Annotated in this window: 28 protein-coding genes; 9 read left to right on the top strand and 19 right to left on the bottom strand. The window is 38.4% G+C overall.

Features of this window, described 5'->3' with window-relative positions:
• Positions 1-81: 81 nt before the first annotated feature.
• On the top strand, positions 82-1,254 hold the full coding sequence (locus SCI76_RS15775) for a MalY/PatB family protein (RefSeq protein ID WP_407544043.1): 1,173 nt from the start codon (positions 82-84) through the stop codon (positions 1,252-1,254).
• Positions 1,255-1,289: 35 nt separating this feature from the next.
• Here SCI76_RS15775 and SCI76_RS15770 read toward each other — a convergent pair whose 3' ends face one another.
• Both SCI76_RS15770 and SCI76_RS15765 read right to left on the bottom strand, forming a co-directional pair.
• The gene (locus tag SCI76_RS15770) at positions 1,290-1,814 is read right to left on the bottom strand and encodes a superoxide dismutase family protein (protein ID WP_407544042.1); all 525 of its coding nucleotides are present in this window, start codon (positions 1,812-1,814) and stop codon (positions 1,290-1,292) included.
• A 103-nt stretch (positions 1,815-1,917) separates the two neighbouring features.
• Complete coding sequence (locus SCI76_RS15765; RefSeq protein ID WP_033580465.1) at positions 1,918-2,115, bottom strand: hypothetical protein; 198 nt, start codon at positions 2,113-2,115, stop codon at positions 1,918-1,920.
• An 85-nt stretch (positions 2,116-2,200) separates the two neighbouring features.
• Between SCI76_RS15765 and SCI76_RS15760 the strand changes: the two genes are divergently transcribed.
• Positions 2,201-2,581, top strand: a complete 381-nt coding sequence (locus SCI76_RS15760) for a kinase-associated lipoprotein B (RefSeq protein WP_033580464.1) — start codon at positions 2,201-2,203, stop codon at positions 2,579-2,581.
• Positions 2,582-2,617: 36 nt separating this feature from the next.
• On the opposite strand, the gene kapD is transcribed toward SCI76_RS15760, so the two are convergent.
• A complete protein-coding gene (gene kapD, locus SCI76_RS15755; protein WP_013085312.1) occupies positions 2,618-3,232 on the bottom strand; it encodes a 3'-5' exonuclease KapD in 615 nt (204 codons plus the stop codon).
• Positions 3,233-3,577: 345 nt separating this feature from the next.
• Positions 3,578-3,961: a hotdog fold thioesterase gene (locus SCI76_RS15750; protein ID WP_033580463.1), complete on the bottom strand. Its 384-nt coding sequence runs from the start codon at positions 3,959-3,961 to the stop codon at positions 3,578-3,580.
• Positions 3,962-4,067: 106 nt separating this feature from the next.
• On the opposite strand from SCI76_RS15750, the gene SCI76_RS15745 reads away from it, so the two are divergent.
• From SCI76_RS15745 to SCI76_RS15735, 3 genes are all read left to right on the top strand, one after another.
• Complete coding sequence (locus SCI76_RS15745; RefSeq protein WP_033580462.1) at positions 4,068-4,436, top strand: hypothetical protein; 369 nt, start codon at positions 4,068-4,070, stop codon at positions 4,434-4,436.
• 176 nt (positions 4,437-4,612) lie between these two features.
• Positions 4,613-5,149, top strand: a complete 537-nt coding sequence (locus SCI76_RS15740; RefSeq protein WP_013059610.1) for an HD domain-containing protein — start codon at positions 4,613-4,615, stop codon at positions 5,147-5,149.
• Between the two features lie 116 nt (positions 5,150-5,265).
• Positions 5,266-5,457, top strand: a complete 192-nt coding sequence (locus SCI76_RS15735; protein WP_033580461.1) for a hypothetical protein — start codon at positions 5,266-5,268, stop codon at positions 5,455-5,457.
• Positions 5,458-5,510: 53 nt separating this feature from the next.
• Here SCI76_RS15735 and SCI76_RS15730 read toward each other — a convergent pair whose 3' ends face one another.
• Both SCI76_RS15730 and SCI76_RS15725 read right to left on the bottom strand, forming a co-directional pair.
• Positions 5,511-6,830 carry a Na+/H+ antiporter family protein gene (locus SCI76_RS15730; RefSeq protein WP_033580460.1) on the bottom strand — a complete coding sequence of 440 codons (1,320 nt, stop codon included), beginning with the start codon at positions 6,828-6,830 and terminating at the stop codon, positions 5,511-5,513.
• A 268-nt stretch (positions 6,831-7,098) separates the two neighbouring features.
• Positions 7,099-8,592, bottom strand: coding sequence for a leucyl aminopeptidase (locus SCI76_RS15725; RefSeq protein ID WP_168761560.1), 1,494 nt, complete (start codon positions 8,590-8,592; stop codon positions 7,099-7,101).
• A gap of 245 nt (positions 8,593-8,837) precedes the next feature.
• Here SCI76_RS15725 and SCI76_RS15720 point away from each other — a divergent pair, with 245 nt between their 5' ends.
• Positions 8,838-9,314 carry a divergent PAP2 family protein gene (locus tag SCI76_RS15720; protein ID WP_013085319.1) on the top strand — a complete coding sequence of 159 codons (477 nt, stop codon included), beginning with the start codon at positions 8,838-8,840 and terminating at the stop codon, positions 9,312-9,314.
• A gap of 42 nt (positions 9,315-9,356) precedes the next feature.
• Here SCI76_RS15720 and SCI76_RS15715 read toward each other — a convergent pair whose 3' ends face one another.
• The 3 genes from SCI76_RS15715 to SCI76_RS15705 form a co-directional block, all read right to left on the bottom strand.
• Positions 9,357-10,004 (bottom strand): 3D domain-containing protein, encoded by a 648-nt coding sequence (locus SCI76_RS15715; RefSeq protein WP_034264182.1) that lies wholly within the window; start codon positions 10,002-10,004, stop codon positions 9,357-9,359.
• An 81-nt stretch (positions 10,005-10,085) separates the two neighbouring features.
• On the bottom strand, positions 10,086-10,409 hold the full coding sequence (locus tag SCI76_RS15710) for a YuiB family protein (protein ID WP_033580457.1): 324 nt from the start codon (positions 10,407-10,409) through the stop codon (positions 10,086-10,088).
• Positions 10,410-10,532: 123 nt separating this feature from the next.
• Positions 10,533-11,747 carry an NAD(P)/FAD-dependent oxidoreductase gene (locus SCI76_RS15705; RefSeq protein WP_033580456.1) on the bottom strand — a complete coding sequence of 405 codons (1,215 nt, stop codon included), beginning with the start codon at positions 11,745-11,747 and terminating at the stop codon, positions 10,533-10,535.
• Positions 11,748-12,240: 493 nt separating this feature from the next.
• Here SCI76_RS15705 and SCI76_RS15700 point away from each other — a divergent pair, with 493 nt between their 5' ends.
• Positions 12,241-13,233 carry an NAD(P)/FAD-dependent oxidoreductase gene (locus SCI76_RS15700; RefSeq protein WP_013059618.1) on the top strand — a complete coding sequence of 331 codons (993 nt, stop codon included), beginning with the start codon at positions 12,241-12,243 and terminating at the stop codon, positions 13,231-13,233.
• A 27-nt stretch (positions 13,234-13,260) separates the two neighbouring features.
• Here SCI76_RS15700 and SCI76_RS15695 read toward each other — a convergent pair whose 3' ends face one another.
• From SCI76_RS15695 to SCI76_RS15680, 4 genes are all read right to left on the bottom strand, one after another.
• A complete protein-coding gene (locus SCI76_RS15695) occupies positions 13,261-13,779 on the bottom strand; it encodes a hypothetical protein (RefSeq protein ID WP_098627022.1) in 519 nt (172 codons plus the stop codon).
• Between the two features lie 149 nt (positions 13,780-13,928).
• Positions 13,929-14,294: an iron-sulfur cluster assembly accessory protein gene (locus SCI76_RS15690; RefSeq protein ID WP_025752687.1), complete on the bottom strand. Its 366-nt coding sequence runs from the start codon at positions 14,292-14,294 to the stop codon at positions 13,929-13,931.
• Positions 14,295-14,368: 74 nt separating this feature from the next.
• Entirely contained in the window at positions 14,369-15,223 is an 855-nt protein-coding gene (gene dapF, locus SCI76_RS15685) for a diaminopimelate epimerase (protein WP_168761558.1), read from the bottom strand.
• Between the two features lie 302 nt (positions 15,224-15,525).
• Complete coding sequence (locus tag SCI76_RS15680; RefSeq protein ID WP_033580454.1) at positions 15,526-15,765, bottom strand: YuzB family protein; 240 nt, start codon at positions 15,763-15,765, stop codon at positions 15,526-15,528.
• Between the two features lie 381 nt (positions 15,766-16,146).
• On the opposite strand from SCI76_RS15680, the gene SCI76_RS15675 reads away from it, so the two are divergent.
• Positions 16,147-17,211 carry an NAD(P)/FAD-dependent oxidoreductase gene (locus SCI76_RS15675; RefSeq protein WP_028412619.1) on the top strand — a complete coding sequence of 355 codons (1,065 nt, stop codon included), beginning with the start codon at positions 16,147-16,149 and terminating at the stop codon, positions 17,209-17,211.
• Between the two features lie 43 nt (positions 17,212-17,254).
• Here the strand turns inward: SCI76_RS15675 and SCI76_RS15670 are convergent, their stop codons facing one another.
• The gene (locus SCI76_RS15670) at positions 17,255-17,581 is read right to left on the bottom strand and encodes a YuzD family protein (RefSeq protein WP_168761557.1); all 327 of its coding nucleotides are present in this window, start codon (positions 17,579-17,581) and stop codon (positions 17,255-17,257) included.
• A gap of 193 nt (positions 17,582-17,774) precedes the next feature.
• On the opposite strand from SCI76_RS15670, the gene SCI76_RS15665 reads away from it, so the two are divergent.
• Positions 17,775-18,005, top strand: a complete 231-nt coding sequence (locus SCI76_RS15665) for a NifU family protein (protein WP_013059625.1) — start codon at positions 17,775-17,777, stop codon at positions 18,003-18,005.
• Between the two features lie 89 nt (positions 18,006-18,094).
• On the opposite strand, the gene thrB is transcribed toward SCI76_RS15665, so the two are convergent.
• From thrB to yutH, 5 genes are all read right to left on the bottom strand, one after another.
• Positions 18,095-19,009, bottom strand: coding sequence for a homoserine kinase (gene thrB / locus SCI76_RS15660; RefSeq protein WP_033580452.1), 915 nt, complete (start codon positions 19,007-19,009; stop codon positions 18,095-18,097).
• Positions 19,003-20,064: a threonine synthase gene (thrC, locus tag SCI76_RS15655; RefSeq protein ID WP_025752680.1), complete on the bottom strand. Its 1,062-nt coding sequence runs from the start codon at positions 20,062-20,064 to the stop codon at positions 19,003-19,005. The genes thrB and thrC overlap by 7 nt, the downstream gene beginning before the upstream one ends.
• Entirely contained in the window at positions 20,064-21,365 is a 1,302-nt protein-coding gene (locus SCI76_RS15650) for a homoserine dehydrogenase (protein WP_013059628.1), read from the bottom strand. Before SCI76_RS15650 ends, thrC begins: the two co-directional genes overlap by 1 nt.
• 241 nt (positions 21,366-21,606) lie before the next feature.
• The gene (locus SCI76_RS15645) at positions 21,607-22,596 is read right to left on the bottom strand and encodes a D-glycerate dehydrogenase (protein WP_168761556.1); all 990 of its coding nucleotides are present in this window, start codon (positions 22,594-22,596) and stop codon (positions 21,607-21,609) included.
• Positions 22,597-22,713: 117 nt separating this feature from the next.
• Positions 22,714-23,715: a spore coat putative kinase YutH gene (yutH, locus tag SCI76_RS15640; protein WP_028412623.1), complete on the bottom strand. Its 1,002-nt coding sequence runs from the start codon at positions 23,713-23,715 to the stop codon at positions 22,714-22,716.
• Positions 23,716-23,744 lie beyond the last annotated feature (29 nt).

The raw sequence follows: 23,744 nt of genomic DNA, 5'->3' as shown, positions 1-23,744 counted from the left end.
TTATTGACTTCACAAGTTAACTTCGTTGACAAACGTATTGAAAATAAGCAAACTATTATATTAAAAAAGGGGGTACTTTTATTGTCTACTTATTCTTTTGATCAATTAATTAATCGTACAGGTACGCAGTCCGTAAAGTGGGACAAAACGGACCTCGTTTTTGGAGCGAAAGATGTTCTGCCTTTTTGGGTAGCTGATATGGATTTCCAAGCGCCGCCTAATGTTCTTCAAACCATTAATGAGCGTGTCAAACACGGTATTTTCGGCTACACTTCCCCTACTGAATCTACGGCAAATGCTTTATCATCTTGGGTAAAAAACAAGCATCAGTGGACCATTGATCATGAATGGATTACATACAGTCCAGGAGTTGTATTTGCCCTGAGTATGGCTATTCAAGCATTTACGGAACCTGGAGATTCAATTTTAATTCAACCTCCAGTTTATACTCCGTTTTTCAACATGATAGAGGTAAATGATCGAGAAGTTGTTGAAAATCCGTTAAAACTTGCGGGCGATAAATACGAAATTGATTTTGCAGATTTAGAGAAAAAATTTGCAGAAGGCGTAAAATTAATGATTCTTTGCAGTCCTCATAATCCAGTAGGACGCGTGTGGACAAAAGAAGAACTGAAGAAGCTTGCCAATCTTTGTCAAAAATACAATGTATTAATTGTTTCAGATGAAATTCATTCTGATCTAATTTACCATCCTTATAAACACATTCCCATCAGCATGGTGAGTGAAGATGTAGCCAATCGAACCATTACGTGTATGGCCCCTAGCAAAACATTTAATATACCGGGACTTCAGGCTTCAGCTGTTATTATTCCAAATGAGAAACTGCGCACACAGTATGTTCAGCAGCAGCAAAAACAAGGGTTTTCTAATTTAAACACATTCGGAATAATTGGATTAGAGGCGGCTTACAGTGAAGGTGAAGAGTGGCTAGAAGCACTGCTTGTGTATCTGAAGAAAAATGTAGATCTCGTGACAGGGTTTATAAGTGAACACTTACCTGAACTGCGAGTCATTCAGCCGGAAGGAACTTATCTACTATGGATTGACTGCAACAAGCTGCACTTATCAGAAGAAGAATTACATGAACGTTTATTAGAAAAAGGCAAAATCGCCGTAGAAAAAGGCGAAAAATACAGTTCCACATATGGAAAAGGTTTTATTCGCTTGAACATTGGCTGTTCACATGAACAACTTCAAGAAGGATTAAATCGCTTAAAAATAGCTTTAACGTAAAAAACAGCGTTCTTTCTCACGAAAGAACGCTGTTTTTAATGTTTTTTTGAAATAACTCCGCACGCGATTCGCTTGCCAGAATTACCTGATGGCTCTGTCATTCCATCATCACCTTGTTCAGTAATGACAAGAGAGGAACCATCCATACGCTTAGCGAGAGACGTCTTTCCTTCTTTTAACGTGACTTGAAGAACCATATCCGTTCCTTTATACGTCTGATCGTCTTCTACCACAATATTTTTCATATCGCCTAAATGTGGTCCTTTTGGATTTAACAGTCCGTGTTTCTTTTTATCAGGATCAAGGTGATTTCCTGCACTTTTAAAGTTAGGAGCTTTGCAAATCCCCATTTCATGAATATGTACGCCGTGTTCGCCAGGTGGAAGTCCGCTTAAATCGTACGTAAACTCAATTCCATCAGCCTGCTCTTTCAATTTGACTGTACCGATGCTATCTCCATCTGCGTTATAGACTTTGACTTCTTTATTGGATATTTCTTTTTCCATACACCCCGTTAACAAGAAAAAAGGCACGGTTCCAATGAGTAGTAGTTTTTTCATGTTGCCCTCCAATCGCATACGCACTAGCGAAAGTTTTAGATGTCTTTCCATAGATTGTCCAGCAACATATCATTTTAAACGCTTACATTTTATTTGCATTTCATTAGAGTGACTTCTTATTTTCTTGTTCTTTCAACTTTGCTTCTAATTCCTTCGTTTTTTCTTCTTCTTTTTTAGACACCTTGATGATGAACCGCCAGACTGCAACTGCTGCTAGTACAAAAATCGCCATTGTAGCAAAAGCAGGAATATATTCTGTTTTATCTTCCGGAAAATAAAGCAAAAACATTAAATACATCATGTACAACATCCTTTCATAGAAACGGTAGTAGGTTTTGATTTATACTGTTTATAACAAACACTTTACTTAAAGGAGATCTGGCAATATGACATTTACAATTGGTCAAACCGTTACAGCACTTTATAAAACCGGGAAATACATCGGTGAAATTACACAAGTTCGAGATCTGCATTATGTTGTACGAATTCAAGCTGTGTTGAAGCATCCAGAACAAGGTGACTTACATAATCCTGGACAAGTGGACGTACCTTTTTTTCACGAGCGAAAAGCACTTGCGTTTCGAGAGCAGGCCAACATTCCTCAAAAAATGGTTCATCTCTATGAAGACAGCGTTCCTGATTATAAGCATTCACTAAAAAAAGCCCTTGAATTAAAGATAGCTGAACAACAAGCCAAAGATAGCGCTTTTGCTCAAGCAAGTATTGACTGTTTAGAAGAGTTAAAAAAAGAGTACGGTATTCATTAAGCAAAAAGCCAAATTCACATAGAAGTGATTTGGCTTTTATAATGCAAATTTATTTAATACTTTTGAAAAATCGATTCGATCTCCTATGGTCGTTGGCTCCGGCTTTTGAAGGTACCGCTTATCTTTTTCTACAAGCTTAAAGATGTTGAGTGTCGTCATCGCATCGTCAAGCGCGCAGTGGTGCTTTCCAGTTCCTTCTTTACCATACTCTTGCACAGCTTTCCAAAGGCCGGTTTGATTTTGATCTCCAAAAAAGCGCTTATACTCCATCGAAAGATCAATTTCTTTACCTGTAAAAGGAAACGGCACCTTATTTTTTTGACAGCACTGCCTTAATACTTTCATATCCATGTTTCCCCATGTAATAATCGTGCTGTTTTTATACATGCCCAGTCGCTGTACAAGCTGCTCTAGCGTAATTCCTTCATTTACTTGATTTTGTTCGATATGGAGAAATGATTTACAGCGCTCAGTTAATTTTGTAAAGTGTGTAGGCTGTACGTAAGAGGAGAAACGATCAATGATTTCTTGATTTTTAACAAACACCAAACCAACTTCAATGATTTCCGGAAAAAAGCCTTTTGGAAAACCTTTATACTCTGGCATTGTAAATTCAAAATCAATGAATAAATACTGAGAGTTCTTATCCAATATTATCACCCCTTTGTAAAATAAACCGCCCTACTATATTAATGCTATTATAGCACGATTGAACAATCGGAAGGTCTATTTTCTGTTATTATTTTTAATATTATGAATATTCTAGTTGCTGAATAAAAAGAATACTTTACTACTACTATATTCTAGAGCATGTCTCTATGCGCAGGGTAACTGTCACGAATAGACATAATTCCGCTTCTTTTTTTTACCTATTTTTTCACTTTTTTATGTATCCGCTCTTCCAAATTCTCTTTAAGCTCTCACATCAGTGTGTGAGGTGCTCCTCCTGACTTCAAAAGCATACCTCACACCTTTTAGACTAAGCCTTTCTTATATTTAAGCTTTAGGCAGAATAGCAAGCGTGCACCGGGATATACAGATTAAATTCTCTTCTTCATCTTGAATTTTCACTTCCCAAACCGCTGTTTTTTTTCCTTTATGTAAAGGAACGCCTATAGCTGTAACTGTTCCATCTTTTTTCCCTTTGATGTGATTAGCATTAATCTCTAAACCCACGCAGATTTCTTTTTCAATATCTACACTTTTAATAGCACCTAGACTAGCCACAGTTTCGGCTAACGCCACCGATGCTCCTCCGTGCAAAAGCCCGAATGGCTGACGCGTTCGCTCATCAACAGGCATCGTCGCTTCCACTCTTTGTTCACTTGCGCTAATAATCTCAATTCCTAATGCTTCTAACAGCGTATCTTTTGTTTTCATATACATACCTCCCTTTGTACCTAGTATACAATAACGGTTTTGCTACAACATATACGAACCCTCTACATATACATAATAAAAATCCGTTTTTTAGGAGGATTCTTATATGAAACCATTTGCTCCCTTGTCTTACTACTGGCCATCGTACTACATGCCTCACCCTTATACATACAGGGTACCTAGCTTACCTGAGGCGGACATAGCGACTTTCCAGCAATCTCTTAAAGTGATTCCCTCTACCATGCAAAGCGCTACCATATTTATTCAAAGAGCTAACGCTTCGCCAGCTTTAATAAAAAAAATAAAAGCTGCTGCTCAAGAATCTAAAATGAGTGAAGTAAAAAGACTCATTCTTTCAACAGGCGTTAAGGCCAAAATTGATGTTTTTTATACGCCAGACTATATTAAAATTACGTTTATTCATCCCGATAACCAATTTGACTGCTGTCACGTTTCGTTAAATATTAAATGGTAAAACACAAGGAAAAAAGTCTTATTTTCTTTTGAAAAAGATGTACATGTTGTTTTGTTTCGAATATTATAATATATGCCGTTTTTGGATGTAAAAACAAATTACACGATAATTGTATTTAGGAAATAAATATGATATTGTATTTGGAAATATATTTTTTCTTTAGGAGGGATGACATGATGAGACATGTTACGCTAGTAGAAATTTTCACGCATCCTATCGCTCAAAAATATTTAACACGATCTGGCGTTGCGCATGCTGTATCGGTCGCCTATCATGCGTTTCGTCTATCTGTACAGCATAATGTAAACCCTGATTTAGCTACAAAAGCAGCGCTGCTTCATGATATTGGCCACTACGAATGGTACACAAATGGTCAGTGGGATTATGAGAAGTATCGTCAAAATGATATTCACGCTATTAAAGGTGCTGAACGTGCACATAAATTACTCATTCGTTTAGGCGAGGAACCTCAGGCGGCAAAAGAAATTGCCTTAGCTATTTTACTACACACAGACTCCTATTTGCCTGAAGGAACCATTCAGCAACGCCCTCTTCAAAAAGTAGTCAAACTAGCTGATGAAGCTGATGAAGAGCCAGGCGGCAAACATCATTACCGTGAAATGGAATACAATTTGGCTGTAAAGAAAATTAAGGAGCTTGATAAGAAAGTGCTTGAACTTCTACATTCCAACCAATTTAAACAGTTAGGCTGACAGGATTAACTCCTTTCATAAGAGTTAATCCTTTTTATTATTTCTCCTCATAATTCCCTGCAAATTACTCATACTACTTATTGATTCTCATTTTTGGTTAGTTAGGAGGAAGAAGAATGTCTAAAAACGCTAGAGGTTACGTGCAGGATTCTTGTACGTCATTAAATCAGGCAAAAGCAAGCCTTGAACAAGCTCTTCAAACAGTAGAGAAAGATTCAAATCGCGAACATATTGAACAATCTCTTCAGGCTGTAGAGCAAGCATTAGGAGCTTGTGACAGCACTGCTTCTACTCTTTCTCAAGCATGAAAAAAAGCAGCCGGTTTTGATCGGCTGCTTTTTTTTCATTAGAGACCCTCTATTTACAAGATAACTGAGGCAACCCACCCAAAAATAATGAGTGGAATGTTATAGTGAAGAAAAGTTGGTACACACGTATCCCAGATATGATCATGTTGACGATCGACTGCTAGTCCAGATGTTGGTCCAAGCGTACTGTCTGAAGCTGGTGAACCAGCGTCTCCAAGCGCTCCCGCTGTACCAACAATACAAATCGTTGCCATTGGACTCATACCAAGTTCTAAGCAAAGAGGAACAAAAATCGTCGCGATAATTGGAATGGTAGAGAAAGAAGAACCAATGCCCATTGTGACTAAAAGCCCGATGACAAGCATAAGAAATGCACCCAGCATTTGGTTTCCGCCAATAAGAGCAACAGAGCCTTTTACAAGTGCTTCTACATCTCCAGTTTCTTGAAGAACTTTTGCAAAACCAGAGGCTGACAGCATAACAAATCCGATGAAAGCCATCATTCTCATTCCGTTCGTTAATACTGGATCTGCTTCATTCCACTTCAAAGCCCCGCTGAAATAAACGACCACAATTCCTGCAAGCGCTCCGAAAATCATAGAATCTACTAAGAGCTGCACAGTTAAAGCCGCTACAATCGCAAGTAACGCTACTATAATCCCTCTTGTTGTGTAACCTGTACGCTCCTCTGCGCCTTGATCAATGTCAATGTCTTTATAACTGCGCGGCTTACGGTACGAAATAAACACAGCAAACAATAAGCCCGCTACCATTCCTAAAGCTGGAAGAGCCATCGCCGTGGTAATATCTCCTTTATCAATCGTTAATCCACTTTCTTTGATGTTAGTAAATAAAATGTCGTGATAAATCTTACCGAATCCTGCCGGCAAATACATATAAGGTGTAACCAATCCAAATGTAATAACTGTTGCGACTAATCGGCGATCTATTTTCAACTGATTAAATACTTTTAATAGCGGTGGAATTAAAAGCGGAATAAATGCAATGTGAACCGGAATAACATTTTGAGAAAAACACGAAATAATAAGGATGATCAATAAAATTAGTACTTTTGACAGTGACTTCTTTTTCGTTTCTCCTTCTTTTCCTACTATTTTCAACGCTAGCTGAACAACGGCATCAGGCAGCCCTGTCCGCGAAACAGCCATTGCAAATCCTCCAAGCAAAGCATAGCTTAATGCAACAGAAGCACTGTTTCCAAGACCATCTGTGTATATACTTACTGTATCTGTGAGGCTGATACCGCCAACAAGTCCTCCAATTAGCGCTCCGACCGCTAAAGAAAAGACAACGTTGATACGCAATAAGCTCAAAATCAGCATCACGAGCACAGCTATTAATACTGCATTCATTTTGAAACCTCCATTTTTCTTTTTACTTTATCTCATTAAAACATTAGAGAGATAAACAACATGTTCATTATATTAGGTATAGAAAAAAAGTCAATCATCTTACTAAATAAACGTTTGTTTAACTTCTCTACATCCTTAACAATATAAGGATTTTTTTAAACAATCTTTTCTTCCTAAAAAGAAAAAAACGTTATGTAAACATATTAAAAAAGAAGCATCTTCGATGCTTCTTTTTACGTTTCTTTCTATCACTGCTATGTTCTTTTTATTAATTGGCTTCAAATGAACAAACCATCGCAGCTAGGGTTCGCACCATCACGCCTGTTGCACCTGAAGGTCCTAACTCATGAGAAGCAGCGGATGTTGCAGTTCCAGCAATATCCAAGTGAACCCATGGTGTTTGCTCTGCAAACTCACCAATAAAGGTTCCTGCCATAATTGCGTGCCCCTCCCGTCCAGGAGAGTTATTTAAATCTGCTACTTTACTTCCCCGAACACGCTTTTTGTCTCGTTCTGTAATAGGCAGCTCCCAAATCGGTTCGCCTGTCTCAATGCTCGCTTTCGCTATTTGCTGCAATAAAGCAGAATCATTCGTCATTGCCCCAGTTGTGTGTGTACCAAGAGCTACGATTACACCACCCGTTAATGTCGCCACGTCTACTAAATAATTTGCTCCATGATGCTTGGCATATGAAATACCATCAGCTAGTGCTAAACGCCCTTCAGCATCTGTGTTCAGCACTTCTATTGTCTTTCCATTCATTGCTGTAATAACATCATCTGGTTTAAAGGCACGCGCGCTAATAACGTTGTCAGTTGATGGAATGACCGCTACTACGTTTTGATGAGGTTTTAATTCTCCAATCGCTTCCATTGCACCAAGAACAGATGCAGCTCCACCCATATCTGTTTTCATGCCTACAATCCCGTCTTTAGATTTGATAGAGTAACCACCTGTGTCAAAGGTAATCCCTTTTCCTACCAACCCAATAACGTCTTCCCATTTTTCTTTACCTTGATATTTCAGCACAATCATTTTAGGAGGCTCTGCGGAACCTTGATTGACTGCGAGCAACGCGCCCATCCCTAGCGTTTCCATCTCTTCTTTTTCTAAAATTTCATATTCAAAACCATATGTATGTGCCATTTCTACTGCATAATTAGCTAAATCTGTAGCCGTTAGCATATTGCTTGGTAAGTTAACGAGAGTGCGGGCTGAGTTTGTTGCTTTCCCGTACGTATATCCAACCAACGCAGATTGTACAACGTCTTTATAAAAAGAAAACAGTTCAATTTTTTCAAGCTGCTTGTCAGGTTCGTTTGATTTCTTTTTGTAGTTTTCAAACTCGTACATAGCAAGCTGTTGAGCTTCTCCTATTAAAGCTGCAGTTTCTTGCTCTGACCACTCTCCTGTATCAAATGTAGGAAGGACAACCGATGCGTTTGAAATTTTTGCTTCTTTTAACTTTTTAAATAAAAGGCCAAAGCTTTCTTTGAGCCCATTTTTAGTTAACGCCTGCTTTCGTCCGAGCCCTACAAAATAAAGACGTTTTGCTCCTAATTTTCCTAGTGTATGAATCGTTGATATACGCTTTTCCTGTACGCGAATATCTCCTTCCTTAATCAAATGAATGAGCTGTCCACCTAAGGCATCATCAATTTCTTTTAGAAAGCCTTCAAACTGTTGGTTTTGATTAAATAACCCGATTACGAGCGCTTCTGTTTGATGATCAACACCATATGTTTCTACGTGCGAAAACATAAAATTCCTCCCTTTTACGTATAGATATTTTATTTTTATTTATCATCTGCTTTGTTTAATCTATTCAGCAAGTGGAATATATATCATATTCACCACTGTTTTCATCTATATACATATGATAGCAGAAATACAATTTTTAATCACAGTTCAAAAACCTTAGTTTCACACATATACTTTCATCTACCACTGTTTTCATCATACGGATTTATCTTTTTAGACATTTTAAGTTGAGGGAGGACATCTCAATGGAGTTATTCTCAAATTTTCCACTTTGGAGTTCATTAATCGCTATTTTCTTTGCTCAATTTATTAAGATTCCCCTTTCTTTTGTAGCTACTAAAAAAATAGACGGCAGCTTATTTTTTAGTACGGGGGGCATGCCAAGCTCTCACTCCGCAGCCGTAACTTCCTTAGCAACTGCCATTGGGCTAGCAGAAGGTCTTAAATCCCCTATTTTTGCTCTATCCGCTATTTTTGCCATCATTGTCATGTTTGATGCTAAAGGAGTAAGAAGACACGCAGGAGAGCAAGCAACAGTTTTAAATCGTTTGGTTGAAGACTTTCAGCGCGCAGTAAAAGAGGCAAAGCTGTGGACGACCAATGAAGAGGACGAAAAACAAGTGAAGCTAAAAGAACTGCTTGGGCATAAGCCTATTGAAGTTTTCTTTGGAGCCTTAACAGGAATAGCAGTTGCTTTTGTAACGTATTATGTATGGCCATAAAACATAAGAAAACACATGAAGAATGCTTCATGTGTTTCTCGTTTATTTCACCTGCTGACGAAAAACTTGCATCGATTTCTTTTCATTCAGCATTGTTAACTCTTCTTCAGTTAAACGGCCGTCTCCTGATTTGACTACATAGACGTTTAATTCTTTCTTACCCCATATGTTATACACATCAGAAACAGTTTCAAAGTATAAATCAAGATGATTGCCTTTAATAGCCCCACCTTTATCTGCTACCACTCCGTACCCATAGCCCGGAATGAACAAGATCGTGCCAATTGGAAATATGGTTAAATCAGCAGCGATGGTTGAATACAAGTCACGTTTTACTTTAACGCCCGAATATGTAATACCATACCCTGGATGATTGGGATTTTTCCCAGTTGATTCGTAACCAGCTGTGTAACCCGTAGCCAATACATTCTTAGTTGGATAACGCGACCAATCAAATGCTTCTTCAATTGTCAGACGCTCTCTGTCATTGCTAGCTGCTTCAGCTCTTAGTGGTTTTAGAAATGATGGTAAGAGCCTTTCATTCATTAGAGGATGCCCTGTACTGTTTATAAAAGGCATATATTTGATGACCGTGTTTATTGGGACGCCAGTAATTGCTTCATATGTTGTAAACAGCGCTCCGACCAGTAGTAGGCACATAATGAATCGCTTTGCTATTTTTCCAATCATTGTGATTTCCACAACTCCTCTCACGAATCTATTTGTTTCCAACATAAAAACAAATTATTCGTTCGCGAGAAGAATTTACATTCAAAACATTTGGTACCCTCTTGTTCGTAAAGATTTAATGGTAATACCTGAAGCTAGTGCACCTATAAAACCAGCCATTAAAATCGCAATGTCAGCTGTGGCTAAAGATAGCACTTTTGTACCTAGCTGCTGAAAGGAGTGAGCGGGATGTTGAATGTAATCAACCGCTCTTACATCATCAATAATAAGAATAAAAATTACGGGATAAATAATGGCCATAATCCAAGACATGCGAAGCAGCATATTCAACAAGAAACCGATTCCAAAAAACAACACAAAAAACAACAAGATGGAGATAATTAGGACAGGCACACTCATTTCCATTGCTTTTCGCCTCCGTTACTCTTTATACTCTCAGTTTACTTAAGAGTAATCAAGGCGTCAATCACAGAAAAGTAAGTTAATACCAAAAAAAGCAAAAGGTTTGAAGACCTTTTGCTTTTTGTTTTAAAAGAAATTAAATTTTCCCTTTTTCAATACAAGACCTGCTCCGCCTTGAAGGAAAAGCGAGCGATTATCAACAACTTTTTTCATAAAAGATGCGCTTGAACCAAATAGTTTTCGACCGTATACAACGCCAATTGCGTCATCATGCCCTAACGAACATACCGTTCCTTTAATATCTGGTTTGAACTCGCTTAATTCTTTTTGCCCTTTCATCAAACGGCTAATATTTTCAGCGCAGGTACCGCCTTGTTGCATAGCGATTTGAGCTGTTGGCGGATAAGGACGTTCTGTTTCTGGGTTAATCATTAGTGAACAATCTCCAATAACAAACACATCTTCATGCCCTGGTGCCAGCAAGCTATTGCTTACTTTTACACGTCCGCGCATGTTCTCAAATCCAGCTTTTTCAATTAAATGACTGCCTCGAACACCTGCAGCCCATACAACTGTTGCTGATTTGATTTCTTCCACTTGGTCATCTTTTGATACAATAATTCCTTCTTCTGTACACTCTTTAATCGCTGTTCCGATCTTGAACTCGATTCCTTTTCGTTCTAGCTGTGTTACCGCATATTCTACAAGTTCCGGATCAAAACCTGGCAAGGCCGTAGGCGCTGCTTCTACACAAATAACGCGTACTTTTTCACGCGGGATATCAAACTCTTTGCAAAGCTGAGGGACTCGATTTGCTAATTCTCCCACAAATTCAATGCCGGTAAAGCCAGCACCTCCAACAATAATTGTCAGAAGTTCGTCTCTTTTTTCCACTTCATTGTTGTACGTCGCAAACACATAATCAATATGCTCACGAATTTGACGTGCTGCATTAATGCTCGTAATGGTAAATGCATGTTCTTTTAAACCTTTAATTCCGAAAGTTTCTGCTTCATACCCTAAAGCAACAACTAAATAATCGTACGTTAGCTCACTGTTTTCAAGAAGAACACGCTTTTCATCTAACTTAATATCTACGACCGTGTCTTTAATAAATGTAACCTTATTCGTGTTAATTAAATTTTTAACAGGAACACGAGATCGATCTTGATGAATTGTACCTGCCGATACTTCATGAAGCCATGTCGTTTCGTAATGGTAATCGTTTTTATTTACCAAAACAATTTCCGCATCACTAGCACCCAGTTTCTTTTGTAAATTAACAATTGTCATAATGCCGCCATACCCGGCACCCAAAATGACGATTTTAGGCTTTTTCATAGGAATGTCATCCACCTTTTTTAGTTATAGTCACAAGTATGTCTTACAAATATAATGATAAGAGCAATTTTATTTGGTTTGCTTTTTTATGTTAGTTTGAGCAAGAACGATCATCGCTATCCATTTATTATTCATATACGAAAAATAATGTGAATCACTTCACGTTCTTTTTTAAAAAAATACATTTTTTCTTTTTCAAAAAAATGTAAGCATAAGTCCTAGCTTGATTTACACCAACATCTTATGCTTTTTTCATCGGTTTTTCAACCCTTCACTTTGTATTTACAAGCTTTTAAATTTTCAATTACTTTCCTGTATACCCAGTTTTATATTTGACCAAAACGTGTGGTTATGTTAATGATTGCAAATACTGATCTTTAAGTTGAGAAAGTTTCTCAAACATTCCAGCGTGTTTTAATGATATTTTATAATTTACTATGCTATCATAAAGTAGAATATGCATTGGCACAGAACAATCTAGAGGTGATTATAAATGAAAGAAGATAAACAAGTATACGATATTACCATCATCGGAGGCGGCCCTACAGGCTTATTTACAGCATTTTATGGCGGTATGCGTCAGGCGAGCGTAAAAATTATTGAAAGCTTACCTCAGCTCGGTGGACAGCTTTCTGCTTTATATCCTGAAAAATATATTTATGACGTAGCTGGGTTTCCAAAAGTACGTGCTCAAGAATTAGTCAATAACCTAAAAGAGCAAATGGATCAATTTAAACCTGCAGTTGCACTAGAGCAAGCAGTAGAAAAGGTAGAAAAACAAGCGGACGGTGTATTCCGATTAACTACTAATTCTGAAGTCCACTATTCAAAAACAATTATTATTACGGCTGGAAACGGTGCATTTAAGCCCCGTAAAATTGAGCTAGAAAACGCAGAACAGTTCGAGCAAACGAACCTTCATTATTTTGTGGATGATATGAATAAATTCAAAGGCCGCAAAGTATTAGTATGCGGGGGTGGGGATTCTGCTGTAGACTGGTCTCTTATGTTAGAGCCGATCGCAGAAAAAGTAACGTTAACGCATCGCCGAGACAAGTTCCGCGCTCATGAACATAGCGTAGAAAACTTGCATAATTCATCAGTTGATATTAAAACACCATATGTACCGGTTGAATTTATTGGAGATGACCGTATTACACAAGTTGTGTTAGAAAATACAAAAGGTGAAGAAAAGACAGTAGTAGACGTAGATGATGTTATTGTAAACTTTGGATTTGTTTCTTCTCTAGGTCCAATTAAAGAATGGGACTTAGATTTAGAGAAAAATGCAATTGTTGTTAATTCAAAGCAAGAAACAAATATTCCTGGCATCTATGCAGCAGGTGATGTCTGCACATATGATGGAAAAGTAAAACTCATCGTGGCAGGATTTGGCGAAGGTCCGACTGCCGTTAATAACGCTAAAGCATACATTGACCCAAAGGCTCGCTTACAGCCTATGCACAGTACGTCAATGTTCTCATAAAAAAAGCAGGCTCTCGCCTGCTTTTTTTCATTGCTGGATTGGTGTAACCATTCGATGAATGATTTCACTCATCATTTCTGCATCACTGCTTATTAAACAGATTTCATAAAAGGAATGGTTTCCTTCTTGACTAGTTACGCTCATTCTGTAGGCCTTCAAGCCTTCGAGCTTGCTTAAATATTTTACTACCTCTGATTGACCGACAATACGTTCAATCAGCAGAATATGCTCTCCTTCCACTGCTCCATAGCTTTCGGCCAGAGATGCATTAGCATTTTCATAATAGCGAATGTAAGGTTCAGAATGGTTAAGAGGCACAGAGGACGAGTTTTGATGACAGACTTCACCTGAGGAAAAAGGCAAATGTTGAACAAATAAATGCGATTCACTGAAGTGAATACTTTTTGCATCCTTAGACTCCATTTTCCTATTTTCAAGTTTTAACCAGTTTATAAACCCCTTCCATAGAATAGGCAGGGTATTTTTTTTACGAAAACTGCCATAACCTCCTACTTGTTCTGCGTCGTAACGAGTCGCATCTATCAAATCCGTTCATCTCCTCTTTTTTATTGAGTATAAAAAAGACTGATTATTCTGTAAATAAGTTTGGTAGATGATGTAACATACAAAAATTTCTCACTAAAAAAGCTTTCTTCACCAGATGAGGTGAAGAAAGCTTTTTTATAAAAATATACTTAGCACTCTTCAGGAGCACCTGCGTTGCTTGCTGTACGGAAAGAAGAGCCGCAGCCGCATGCTGCAATGGCGTTCGGGTTATCAATTGTAAACCCTCCGCCTAGCATAGATTGCTTGTAATCAATTTTTACATCTTTTAAAATTGGAGCACTTTCGCTATCTACAAGAATCTTAATGCCATGTTGTTCAAACAGCGTATCGTTTTCATTTACTTCGTGTGCAAAACCCATGCCGTAAGAAAGACCTGAGCAGCCTCCTCCATTTACAGTAACACGTAAATAAGCATTTTCTTCTTCATGTTCTTTCATCATATCTTTTATTTGAAAGCTTGCAGCTTCTGTAATTGTTAGGATATCTTGACTCATTTTTAAACAGACCTCCTTTTTTGTTTAGTATACGACGAAATGTCTGTGACGACAAATCGTCTGCTTCTTCATTTTTAATAGTAATACGTGCCGTCGCAAATCACATTGGCTGGACCTGTCATTAACACATTGCCTTTATTTTGCCAAACAATCGTTAAATCTCCTCCAGCGAGGTGTACAACAGTAGGCACATCTTTTTTCGTCTTCTCATTTAACACGGACGAAACAACAGCAGCGCATGCTCCTGTCCCGCATGCTTGAGTGATACCCGAACCTCTTTCCCATACGCGAAAGTTCAGCTCTCTTTCGTTCACTACCTCGACAAATTCAACGTTCACTCCTTCTGGAAAACGCGCATCTTTTTCAACTATCGGACCTAGTGTAGTAAGAGGCGCTTGTTCAATATCATTTACATAAAAGACGACGTGAGGATTTCCCATTGATACAGCCGTCCCTTTTAACCGTTCTTTTCCAAATTCCATCTCTTCATCAACAACTTGGTATTGGCTTGTTCCCGTCATTGGAATTTGTTCTCTAGCTAAAATAGGCTCTCCCATATCGATTGTTACTTCTGGAACTTCATTTCCCTGCGGATGCACCGTTGCTTCTACAACTCCAGAAAGCGTTTCGATAAAAAATCTTTCGCTTGTTACTAAATTATGTTCGTATGCATATTTAGCTACACATCTTAAACCGTTTCCGCAGTTTTTTGCTTCCGAGCCGTCATTATTAAATACGCGCATTTTCACATCTGCGCGTTCAGATGGACAAATAAGAATCATTCCATCCGATCCGATTCCCGTATAAACATTTGAGACTTTTACAGCAAGCGGTGCTAACTCTTGCTCTTCTATATGTTCTTCAAACATATTTACGTAGATATAGTTGTTGCCAAGTGCATGCATTTTTGTAAACTGAAATTTTTTCATATTATCACCCATTATTTTTTTATGTAGCTCTAGTATAAAGTGATTCTCTTTTGTACACAATAATATCATCCCCCGTTTTTTTAGCTCCTTAATCATAAAGATTAAGGAGTTTTTTATTTTGTCCTCCTTTAGAGTATTAAAAAACAAAAGAAGCTTTATGATTACAAAGAGGATGGTTAAAGCGCATATATTTGCGCAAAAACGCATAAAAAAGCACGGCAAGACTAGCCGTGCTTACATCATCTATTCTATTAGCCTCATGTCCCTCTCCTGCTAAAAAGAGATACGACAGCGGGGATAGTTTAAAACATTGGGTTTTCTTCTAAATGAATGTAGATATTATCTACTAACTGTTCAGGTGTTTCCGCCGTAACAATCTCTCCATTTACCAAGGCAAATAAAGATTGTGAACATTTCCCGCAATAACCTAAACATCCGTATTCAATAATATCTAGATTTGGATCTTTTTCAAGCTTTTCTAAAGCTGCTTGAGAACCGCTGGCTAAATTGCTAACGCAAAATTCAATAATTGGCTGTATCACGTTTTTTCACCTCTCTACTATTAGTTTATCCTATCTCCTTTCATTTTCAACGTCAACTTTAGAAATTCACGTTCATTTCGCGCGCGCTTTTTAGATTTATAGACTTTTTTCAAAAACGCATAAATAAGCTTTATTACGTGGATAGCTTGAAATTATGTTGAAACATATTGTGGTTTTTTATTAATTTAGTTATACTTTTATGTATAGAAAACCAAACGAGGTTATATTAAATTATTATTTAAGTAAAATATGTTATCTTATATAGCCTTTCATATCTTTTTGGCAACCATCCTTATTAACGGTAATTTGTACCCTCCTATTCTTAAAAGCAAGAATAATAGAGAGACAACAAAAATGCATGAAGCTAAAGGGGAAATTCACATGAAGAACCTTGTCATACTGGGCGGCGGATACGGTGGTATGCGCATTTTGCAGCGCCTTTTTCCGAATCAATTGCCTAACGATGTAGAAGTAACGCTTATTGACAAAGCACCTTATCACTCACTAAAAACTGAATTCTATGCACTTGCAGCTGGAACAATCTCTGATCAACATGTCCGTGTTGCTTTTCCTGAACACCCTCGCTTAAAAATCCGCTACGGCTGTGTAAAACGAATAGACCTGAAAGAGAAATGCGTCTATGTGGATGATCAAATGATCGCTTACGATGACCTGATTGTAGGACTCGGATGCGAAGATAAATATCATGGAGTTCCCGGAGCTCTTGAGCATACATACAGCATTCAATCCATTGATGCTTCACGAGCAACTTATCAGACATTAAACAACTTACCGGCCCACGCTACTGTTTCAATTGTCGGAGCTGGATTAAGCGGCGTAGAACTGGCAAGTGAGCTAAGAGAAAGCCGCCCGGATTTAAAAATCATCTTATTTGACCGCGGTAAATTAATTTTATCTGCTTTCCCAGAACGTTTAAGCAATTACGTTCAAACTTGGTTTACTTCAAACGGTGTCGAAATTGTAAATAGTGCTAATATTACAAAAGTAGAACCGAACATTCTTTATAATCATGATGAGCCCGTTCAAAGCGATGCAATCGTGTGGACAGCAGGCATTCAGCCAAATAAAGTGGTACGCGATTTAGACGTGGAAAAAGATCCTCAAGGACGCGTCGTATTGACAAAATACCATAACTTGCCTGACGATGAAAATGTCTACATTTTGGGTGACTGTGCAAGCCTACCGCACGCCCCAAGTGCTCAGCTTGCAGAAGGTCAGGCTGAACAAATTGTGCAAGTGCTTCTTCACCGCTGGAAAGGCGAAGCGCTTCCTGATGAATTGCCAACTATTAAATTAAAAGGCATACTTGGTTCATTAGGCAAAAAGCATGGGTTTGGCTTAGTTGCCGAACGTCCGATTACAGGACGCGTAGCTCGATTATTGAAATCAGGTATTCTTTGGATGTATAAACACCACAGTGGATAAAACAAAAGCCGTTAGATGACTGACAATCTAACGGCTTTTTTCGTTATGATGCGCGGAAACCATACTTCTCCATTTCCTCAAATACGCGCTTTAATTTCGGATTGCCTTCCCCAACAATTTCTCCATTAATGACCACTACAGGATAGAATAAATCTTCGTCAATCACACGCTTGGCAAAAGCTGCTTTTTCCGGATCCGTATGCGGCTCGTTTATATCTACATACGTGATAGCAAACGGTTGGTTCGGATATTTACGAGAAATAGCTGCCTCTAGCCAATCATAGGTGTCTTTTGAAGACGGCAGGTTAACACAGCTTGCACAAACAATTTCAGCTCCATAAATACACACTTCTACCTCAGTTGACTGCATAGCACATCCCCCTTGAATCTTTACATATAAACTGTACGATTATTCACACTTTTACTTCATTATGAATACTATTTTACACAAAACTGATTCATTGCACATCTTTTTCTTTTAAGGTAACATTACGATGTATACTCCAATAGATTTTTCATGAAAGACCGTTTATAATAAGAGTAGAAGAAAGGAGTCGATAGTTATGTCAGAAATGCACGAGCAAGTTCAAGAAGTATTAGAAAAACTTCGTCCGTTTTTACTTCGCGACGGTGGAGACTGTGAGCTAGTAGACGTAGAGGATGGTATTGTAAAATTACGTCTTTTAGGCGCTTGCGGAAGCTGCCCAAGTTCAACAATTACGCTAAAAGCTGGTATCGAACGTGCCCTTTTAGAAGAAGTACCTGGTGTAGTTGAAGTAGAACAAGTATTCTAATCTCTTTGATTTTATTATAAAAGCAACCTCCCATTTTATTGGGGCTTGCAAATGAAAAATCCTCATTCAAATGAATGAGGATTTTTTTATTAGCTCGTTGTGACTTCAGCTTCTACAAATACACCTTTGCGGTCAATTTGTAAAACATCTATTTCACAGTTCGGCAGTAAAGCATACATATGTTCAGCAATCGCTTTTCCTTTTCCTTTTGGTGCTAAACATAATACACTCGGACCGGCTCCGCTTAGTGACACACCGTATGCGCCGAGAGCTTTTGCTTCTTTTCGCACAAGAGAAAGTTCTGGCACGAGTCTCATGCGATATGGTTCGTGATATAAATCTTTCTCCATAAATTCGCCTACCAGAGGCAAATCTTTATTTAACAAGGCTGCTACTAGCATGTTGCCTATTGCTCCAGCTTCTACTGCATGGCGATAATTAATATCGGAAGGCAGCACATCACGGGCATCCGTTGTTTTTAATTCATATTCTGGAATAGCCATCACAATATCGACATCAAATTCAGGTATTTGAGCAATATATGTTTCCTTTTCATGATGGTAACCAACAACGATGCCGCCGTAAATAGACGGGCTGACGTTATCAGGATGTCCTTCCATTAAGCTGCTGATGCGAAGCTTTTCTCTTTTTGATAAACGCAAGTCACACAGTACATTGGCCAGCTCGATTCCAGCTACGATCGCCGATGCACTGCTTCCAAGTCCCCTTGCTAATGGAATGTTGCTCCAAACATTGACCTTCGCACTTGGAAGATCAATGTTAAATTGACGAGCCACGTCTTGTGCCACTTCATACATTAAGTTATCTGTACCTGTAGGAATACTTTGCACTTCTTTCGTTTCAGGGATAAAAACCCATTCGTCATGACGCTCTACTGTTAATCTTAAGTAGCGGGATAAAGCCACTCCAATGGAATCAAATCCTGGCCCTAAATTAGCAGAGCTAGCTGGAACCGTAATGACAAAACGCTCATTTTCTAGCATGAAGCAACGACACCTTGGATATACTCAAATACCTTTTCTTCATCATTTGGTAAAACCACTGGCTTTACGTTATGAGCATCGATTGCTACATTTGGATCTTTTAATCCATTACCTGTTAGTACAGCTACAACCGTTGAACCTTTTGCAATTTTACCAGAAGCTACATCTTTAAACACACCAGCAATTGAAGCGCAAGAACCTGGCTCTGCAAATACGCCTTCTTTGCGTGCAATTGTACGATATGCTTCTAAGATTTGTTCATCTGTCACTTCATCAATTTTTCCGTTTGATTCTTTTGCTGCGTTTACAGCATAATCCCAGCTTGCTGGATTTCCGATTCGAATAGCCGTTGCAATTGTTTCTGGATTTTCGATAACTTGATTACGCACGATCGCCGCTGCACCCTCTGCTTCAAAACCATGCATGTGAGGAAGAGACGTTTGGTGACGCTCACTGTATTCTTTGAATCCTTTCCAGTAAGCTGTAATATTCCCTGCATTCCCCACTGGGATAGCTAAAACGTCCGGCGCTTTTCCAAGCTGTTCACAAATCTCGAAAGAAGCTGTTTTTTGCCCTTCAATACGGTATGGGTTCACAGAGTTTACAAGTGCAACCGGTGATGTTTCACTTAGCTTACGAACCATAGAAAGCGCTTGGTCAAAGTTTCCTTCAATTGCTACAATTTCTGCACCATACATAACAGCTTGAGCTAATTTCCCCATCGCAATTTTCCCATTTGGAATAACAACGATACAGCGCATGCCAGCGCGTGATGCATAAGCTGCGGCAGCTGCGGATGTGTTACCTGTAGATGCACAAATAACCGTATTGCTTCCTTCTTCTTTTGCTTTTGCTACAGCCATTACCATTCCGCGGTCTTTAAATGACCCCGTTGGATTTAACCCTTCTACTTTCACATGTAAATCAATGCCTAGCTCTTTTGATAAATGAGCAAGATGAATTAAAGGCGTATTTCCTTCATGTAGCGTAAGCATAGGTGTTTTCTCTGTTACAGGTAAAAATTCTTTATATTCAGCTAATAGACCTTTCCACATCATACTGTGCCAACTCCCTCTACGCGGTAACTGCTTTTTACATTTTCTACAATTGGTAAATCCCGAAGCTGCTGAAGGATTTCCTCATAATCTTTTTGAGACGTTTTGTGTGTAACAACAACAATCTCAGCTAATTCGCTTCCTTTCACAGGAAGTTGGATAATTTTTTCGAAGCTCACGCCACGCTCTGAAAACAGTGTTGTTAATTTTGCAAATGCGCCAACTTGATCTTTAACATGAATACGTAAGAAATGCTTTGAAAACATTTCATCTTCTGCTTTTAACTGTTTTGGATACTGAGGTGTTACCGCACTTTTACCATTTACACCTAAACGCATGTTTTTCATAACGCCTACTAAATCGGATACGACAGCAGTGGCAGTTGGCAGGCTTCCTGCCCCCGGTCCATAAAACATCGTCTCTCCGACAGCTTCTCCGTATACATACACAGCATTGTACTCATCGCTTACTGAAGCAAGAGGATGTGTATCTGCTAAAAGAGTTGGCTGAACACTCACTTCTACATTGTCACCGTCACGATGTGCATATCCAATCAGTTTCATCGTATAACCTAGTTGTTTACTATATTGCAAGTCTTCTTCCGTTACTTCTGTAATACCTTGAACACGAACATCATCCAAATCAATTTTCATTGAAAACCCTAGTGTAGCCAAGATTGCCATTTTACGAGCAGCATCTAAACCACCTACGTCAGAAGTTGGATCCGCTTCAGCATATCCTAAATCCTGCGCTTCTTTTAACACTTCATCATAGGCGCTTCCTTCTTTTGTCATTTTCGTTAAAATGAAGTTTGTTGTTCCATTGACAATTCCCATCATCTTCGTAATACGATCAGATGCTAACCCATCTGCTAATCCGCGAAGGATTGGAATACCGCCAGCTACACTTGCTTCATAAAATAAATCACAATTATTTTCAGAAGCTACTGTTAACAATTCTGAGCCGTAAACCGCCATTAAATCTTTGTTTGCCGTTACCACATGCTTTTTATTACGAAGGGCTGTTAAGATATAGTCTCTTGTTTCTTCAACGCCACCCATTACTTCAATGACAACGTCAATCTCCGCGTTATGTAAAACGTCTTCAACATTCGTTGTTAATTTATCTTCACTGATCTCCACGTCACGTTTCTTATCAATATCTTTAACTACTACTTTTTTAACTTCTACAGGACATCCGACTTGATGACTTAATTTATCCTGATGATTTTCAATAATTTTGACTACTCCGCTTCCTACCGTTCCTAACCCTAATAATCCTACTGAAATACTTTTTGTCATATTCCTCACCTCTGTGTTCTTTCTACGTATACATTTGTTCTCTTATAGAGGACATTATAGACCTTATTTTTCTTTTTTACAAGGTTTACTGGCCATCTTTTCTCGTAAACTTGTTAAAAAAATTGGTATATAAAGATAAATGTAAATTTTTAAAATATTTCATTTTATTATCATAACATGGCTACCACTGTTTTTTAATAAAAAAAAGACAATTTCACTGAAATGAAATTGCCTTTTTCCATTATGATTTTTTCGCAAACGCTTCTTTATTTACAATTGTAATAGGAGACTCGTTTGTGAGCACTGCTTTAATGTTTTTTACGCATAAAGAAATCATTTCCATGCGCGTTTCGATACTCGCACTGCCGATGTGAGGAAGCGCTACAACATTAGGCAATTGAAGAAGAGGGTGAGAAGCAGAAATAGGCTCTTGATCGAATACATCCAAGCCAGCTCCGGCAATTTCACCTGATTGAATTGCATGTAACAGTGCTTGCTCATCAACCACTGCTCCTCTTGAAGCATTAATAAAAATCGCTGTTGTTTTCATCTGTTTAAATGCTTCAGCATTAAATAAATGTTTGGTTTCGTCCGTTAACGGTGTCAAACAAACAATAAAATCAGATCGCTCAAGCAGCTCATTTAACTCACAGTAAACTGCATCGAGCTTTTGTTCTGCTTGGAGGTTGCGGCTCCGATTGTGATACAAGATTTCCATATCAAAACCTGTAGCACGTTTCGCAAGCGTCTCTCCAATTTTCCCCATTCCAACAATACCTAATGTTTTATGATGAACATCTCTACCCGCTAACAAAAATGGGCTCCAGCTTTTCCACTGATTTTCTTTCACGTATTCAGCAGCTTCTACTAAACGTCTAGCTACACTCATTAACAAACCAAACGTTAAATCCGCTGTTGTATCAGATAAAACATCGGGTGTATTAGAAACGATAACTCCGCGTTCAGTTGCCGCTTCTATGTCAATATTATCGAATCCGACCGCTAAGTTAGCTACAAGCTTTAAATGAGGAGCTTGCGTAAGCAATTCACTGTCAATACGGTCTGAAAGCATTGTTAATAGAGCATGTGCGTGCTTAGCTTTTTCACAAAGCAGCTCATGAGGAACTGCCTCATCTTCTTTATCCCACATTTCCACATTCGCTACTGCCTTTAAAGGTTCAATTAATTCATTCGGTATTTTTCTCGTAATAAATACAAACGGCTTGTCCATATGTACGCCACCTCTTTATCCTTTTTAAACTGCATGCACAAAAACAAAATAGAAAAACGGGTTTGGATTATCCAACACCTATTTTTCTATTTTATCATATTCTATAGTAATCGCTTTTTAATGAATCCATGTTAATTCAGGAATGTGATAACGAGACGTTGAAATGCCTACCGACTGGTAAAAGCGCTTCAGAAAAGCTTCGTAGTGAGAAGAATGAGCTAATACTCCTTCAAGCTTCTCATAATACTTTTGTTTTTCCCGCTCATCTTGTACACTGTAGTATCCTTCAATGACCTCAAAATAATGAACGGGAAAAAGAAGTCTAGCATATAACAGTCTCCATGAAAAAGAAGAAAGTGGATTGACCTTTTCGTATTCACTTAAAAACTGATGCATGTGCCTTTCATCGACAGCGTATGTTAATAAATATTGTTCCCTTATATATTCAGCTATATCTCTGCTAGGGTGATCGAAAACCCAGTCTGCCGGGAGCTTGTAAACGTGGTCTTCCCCCCATGTTTTTTGGCCGAACCGATGATGACAAATCGTCGCAGCGTCAACTGACCGGGGCAAATCGTCAATTTCCGTGTCTACTAGGTATTGAATAGCATTTTCCGTTAATCCTAGGTAATAAGGAAAAGTTTCTAAAAAACGTTTTTCCATCTCTTGATTAGGTAAAGCACGTAATCTTCCATACCAAAATTGCTCCATCTGGTCGAGACGCTTCTCCCACATGGACTTCCATTGCCCTAGCCGGTTTGCTTTTTCCACTTCATAAGGAAACAGCCTCCCTTTTTGATGAAAAACAGCTAGCTCGTGCCCAGGTGAAAAATTGGGGTTTTTCTCTTCCGCAAGACATCGGCAAATGATAAATTTTTCAGTTTCAGTTTCTGTAATCATTTCTCCATTTAAATTAGGCATAAATGTTGCCACATGGCGATCACCTTGGCCCATCAGAAATTGACTCATTTGATATAGTTCATTTAACTCGTCTTGTTCCATTTGCTTTACATTAATGATTGTATATAAAATATCTCGATACTGAAAACCTTCAAATTTACCAACGGGCATAAATTCATTTGGACGTAATCCGTAATGCTCATAAATGGTTTGTATCATTTTAATCCCTCTCTTCATTCATTCAAGAA

The sequence above is a fragment of the Priestia sp. HNGD-A6 genome (assembly GCF_045784335.1).
GTDB classification, from domain to species: Bacteria; Bacillota; Bacilli; order Bacillales; family Bacillaceae_H; genus Priestia; species Priestia zanthoxyli.
Note: the sequence above shows the minus strand (reverse complement) of the source record. Positions and strands in the feature narration are given on the sequence as shown.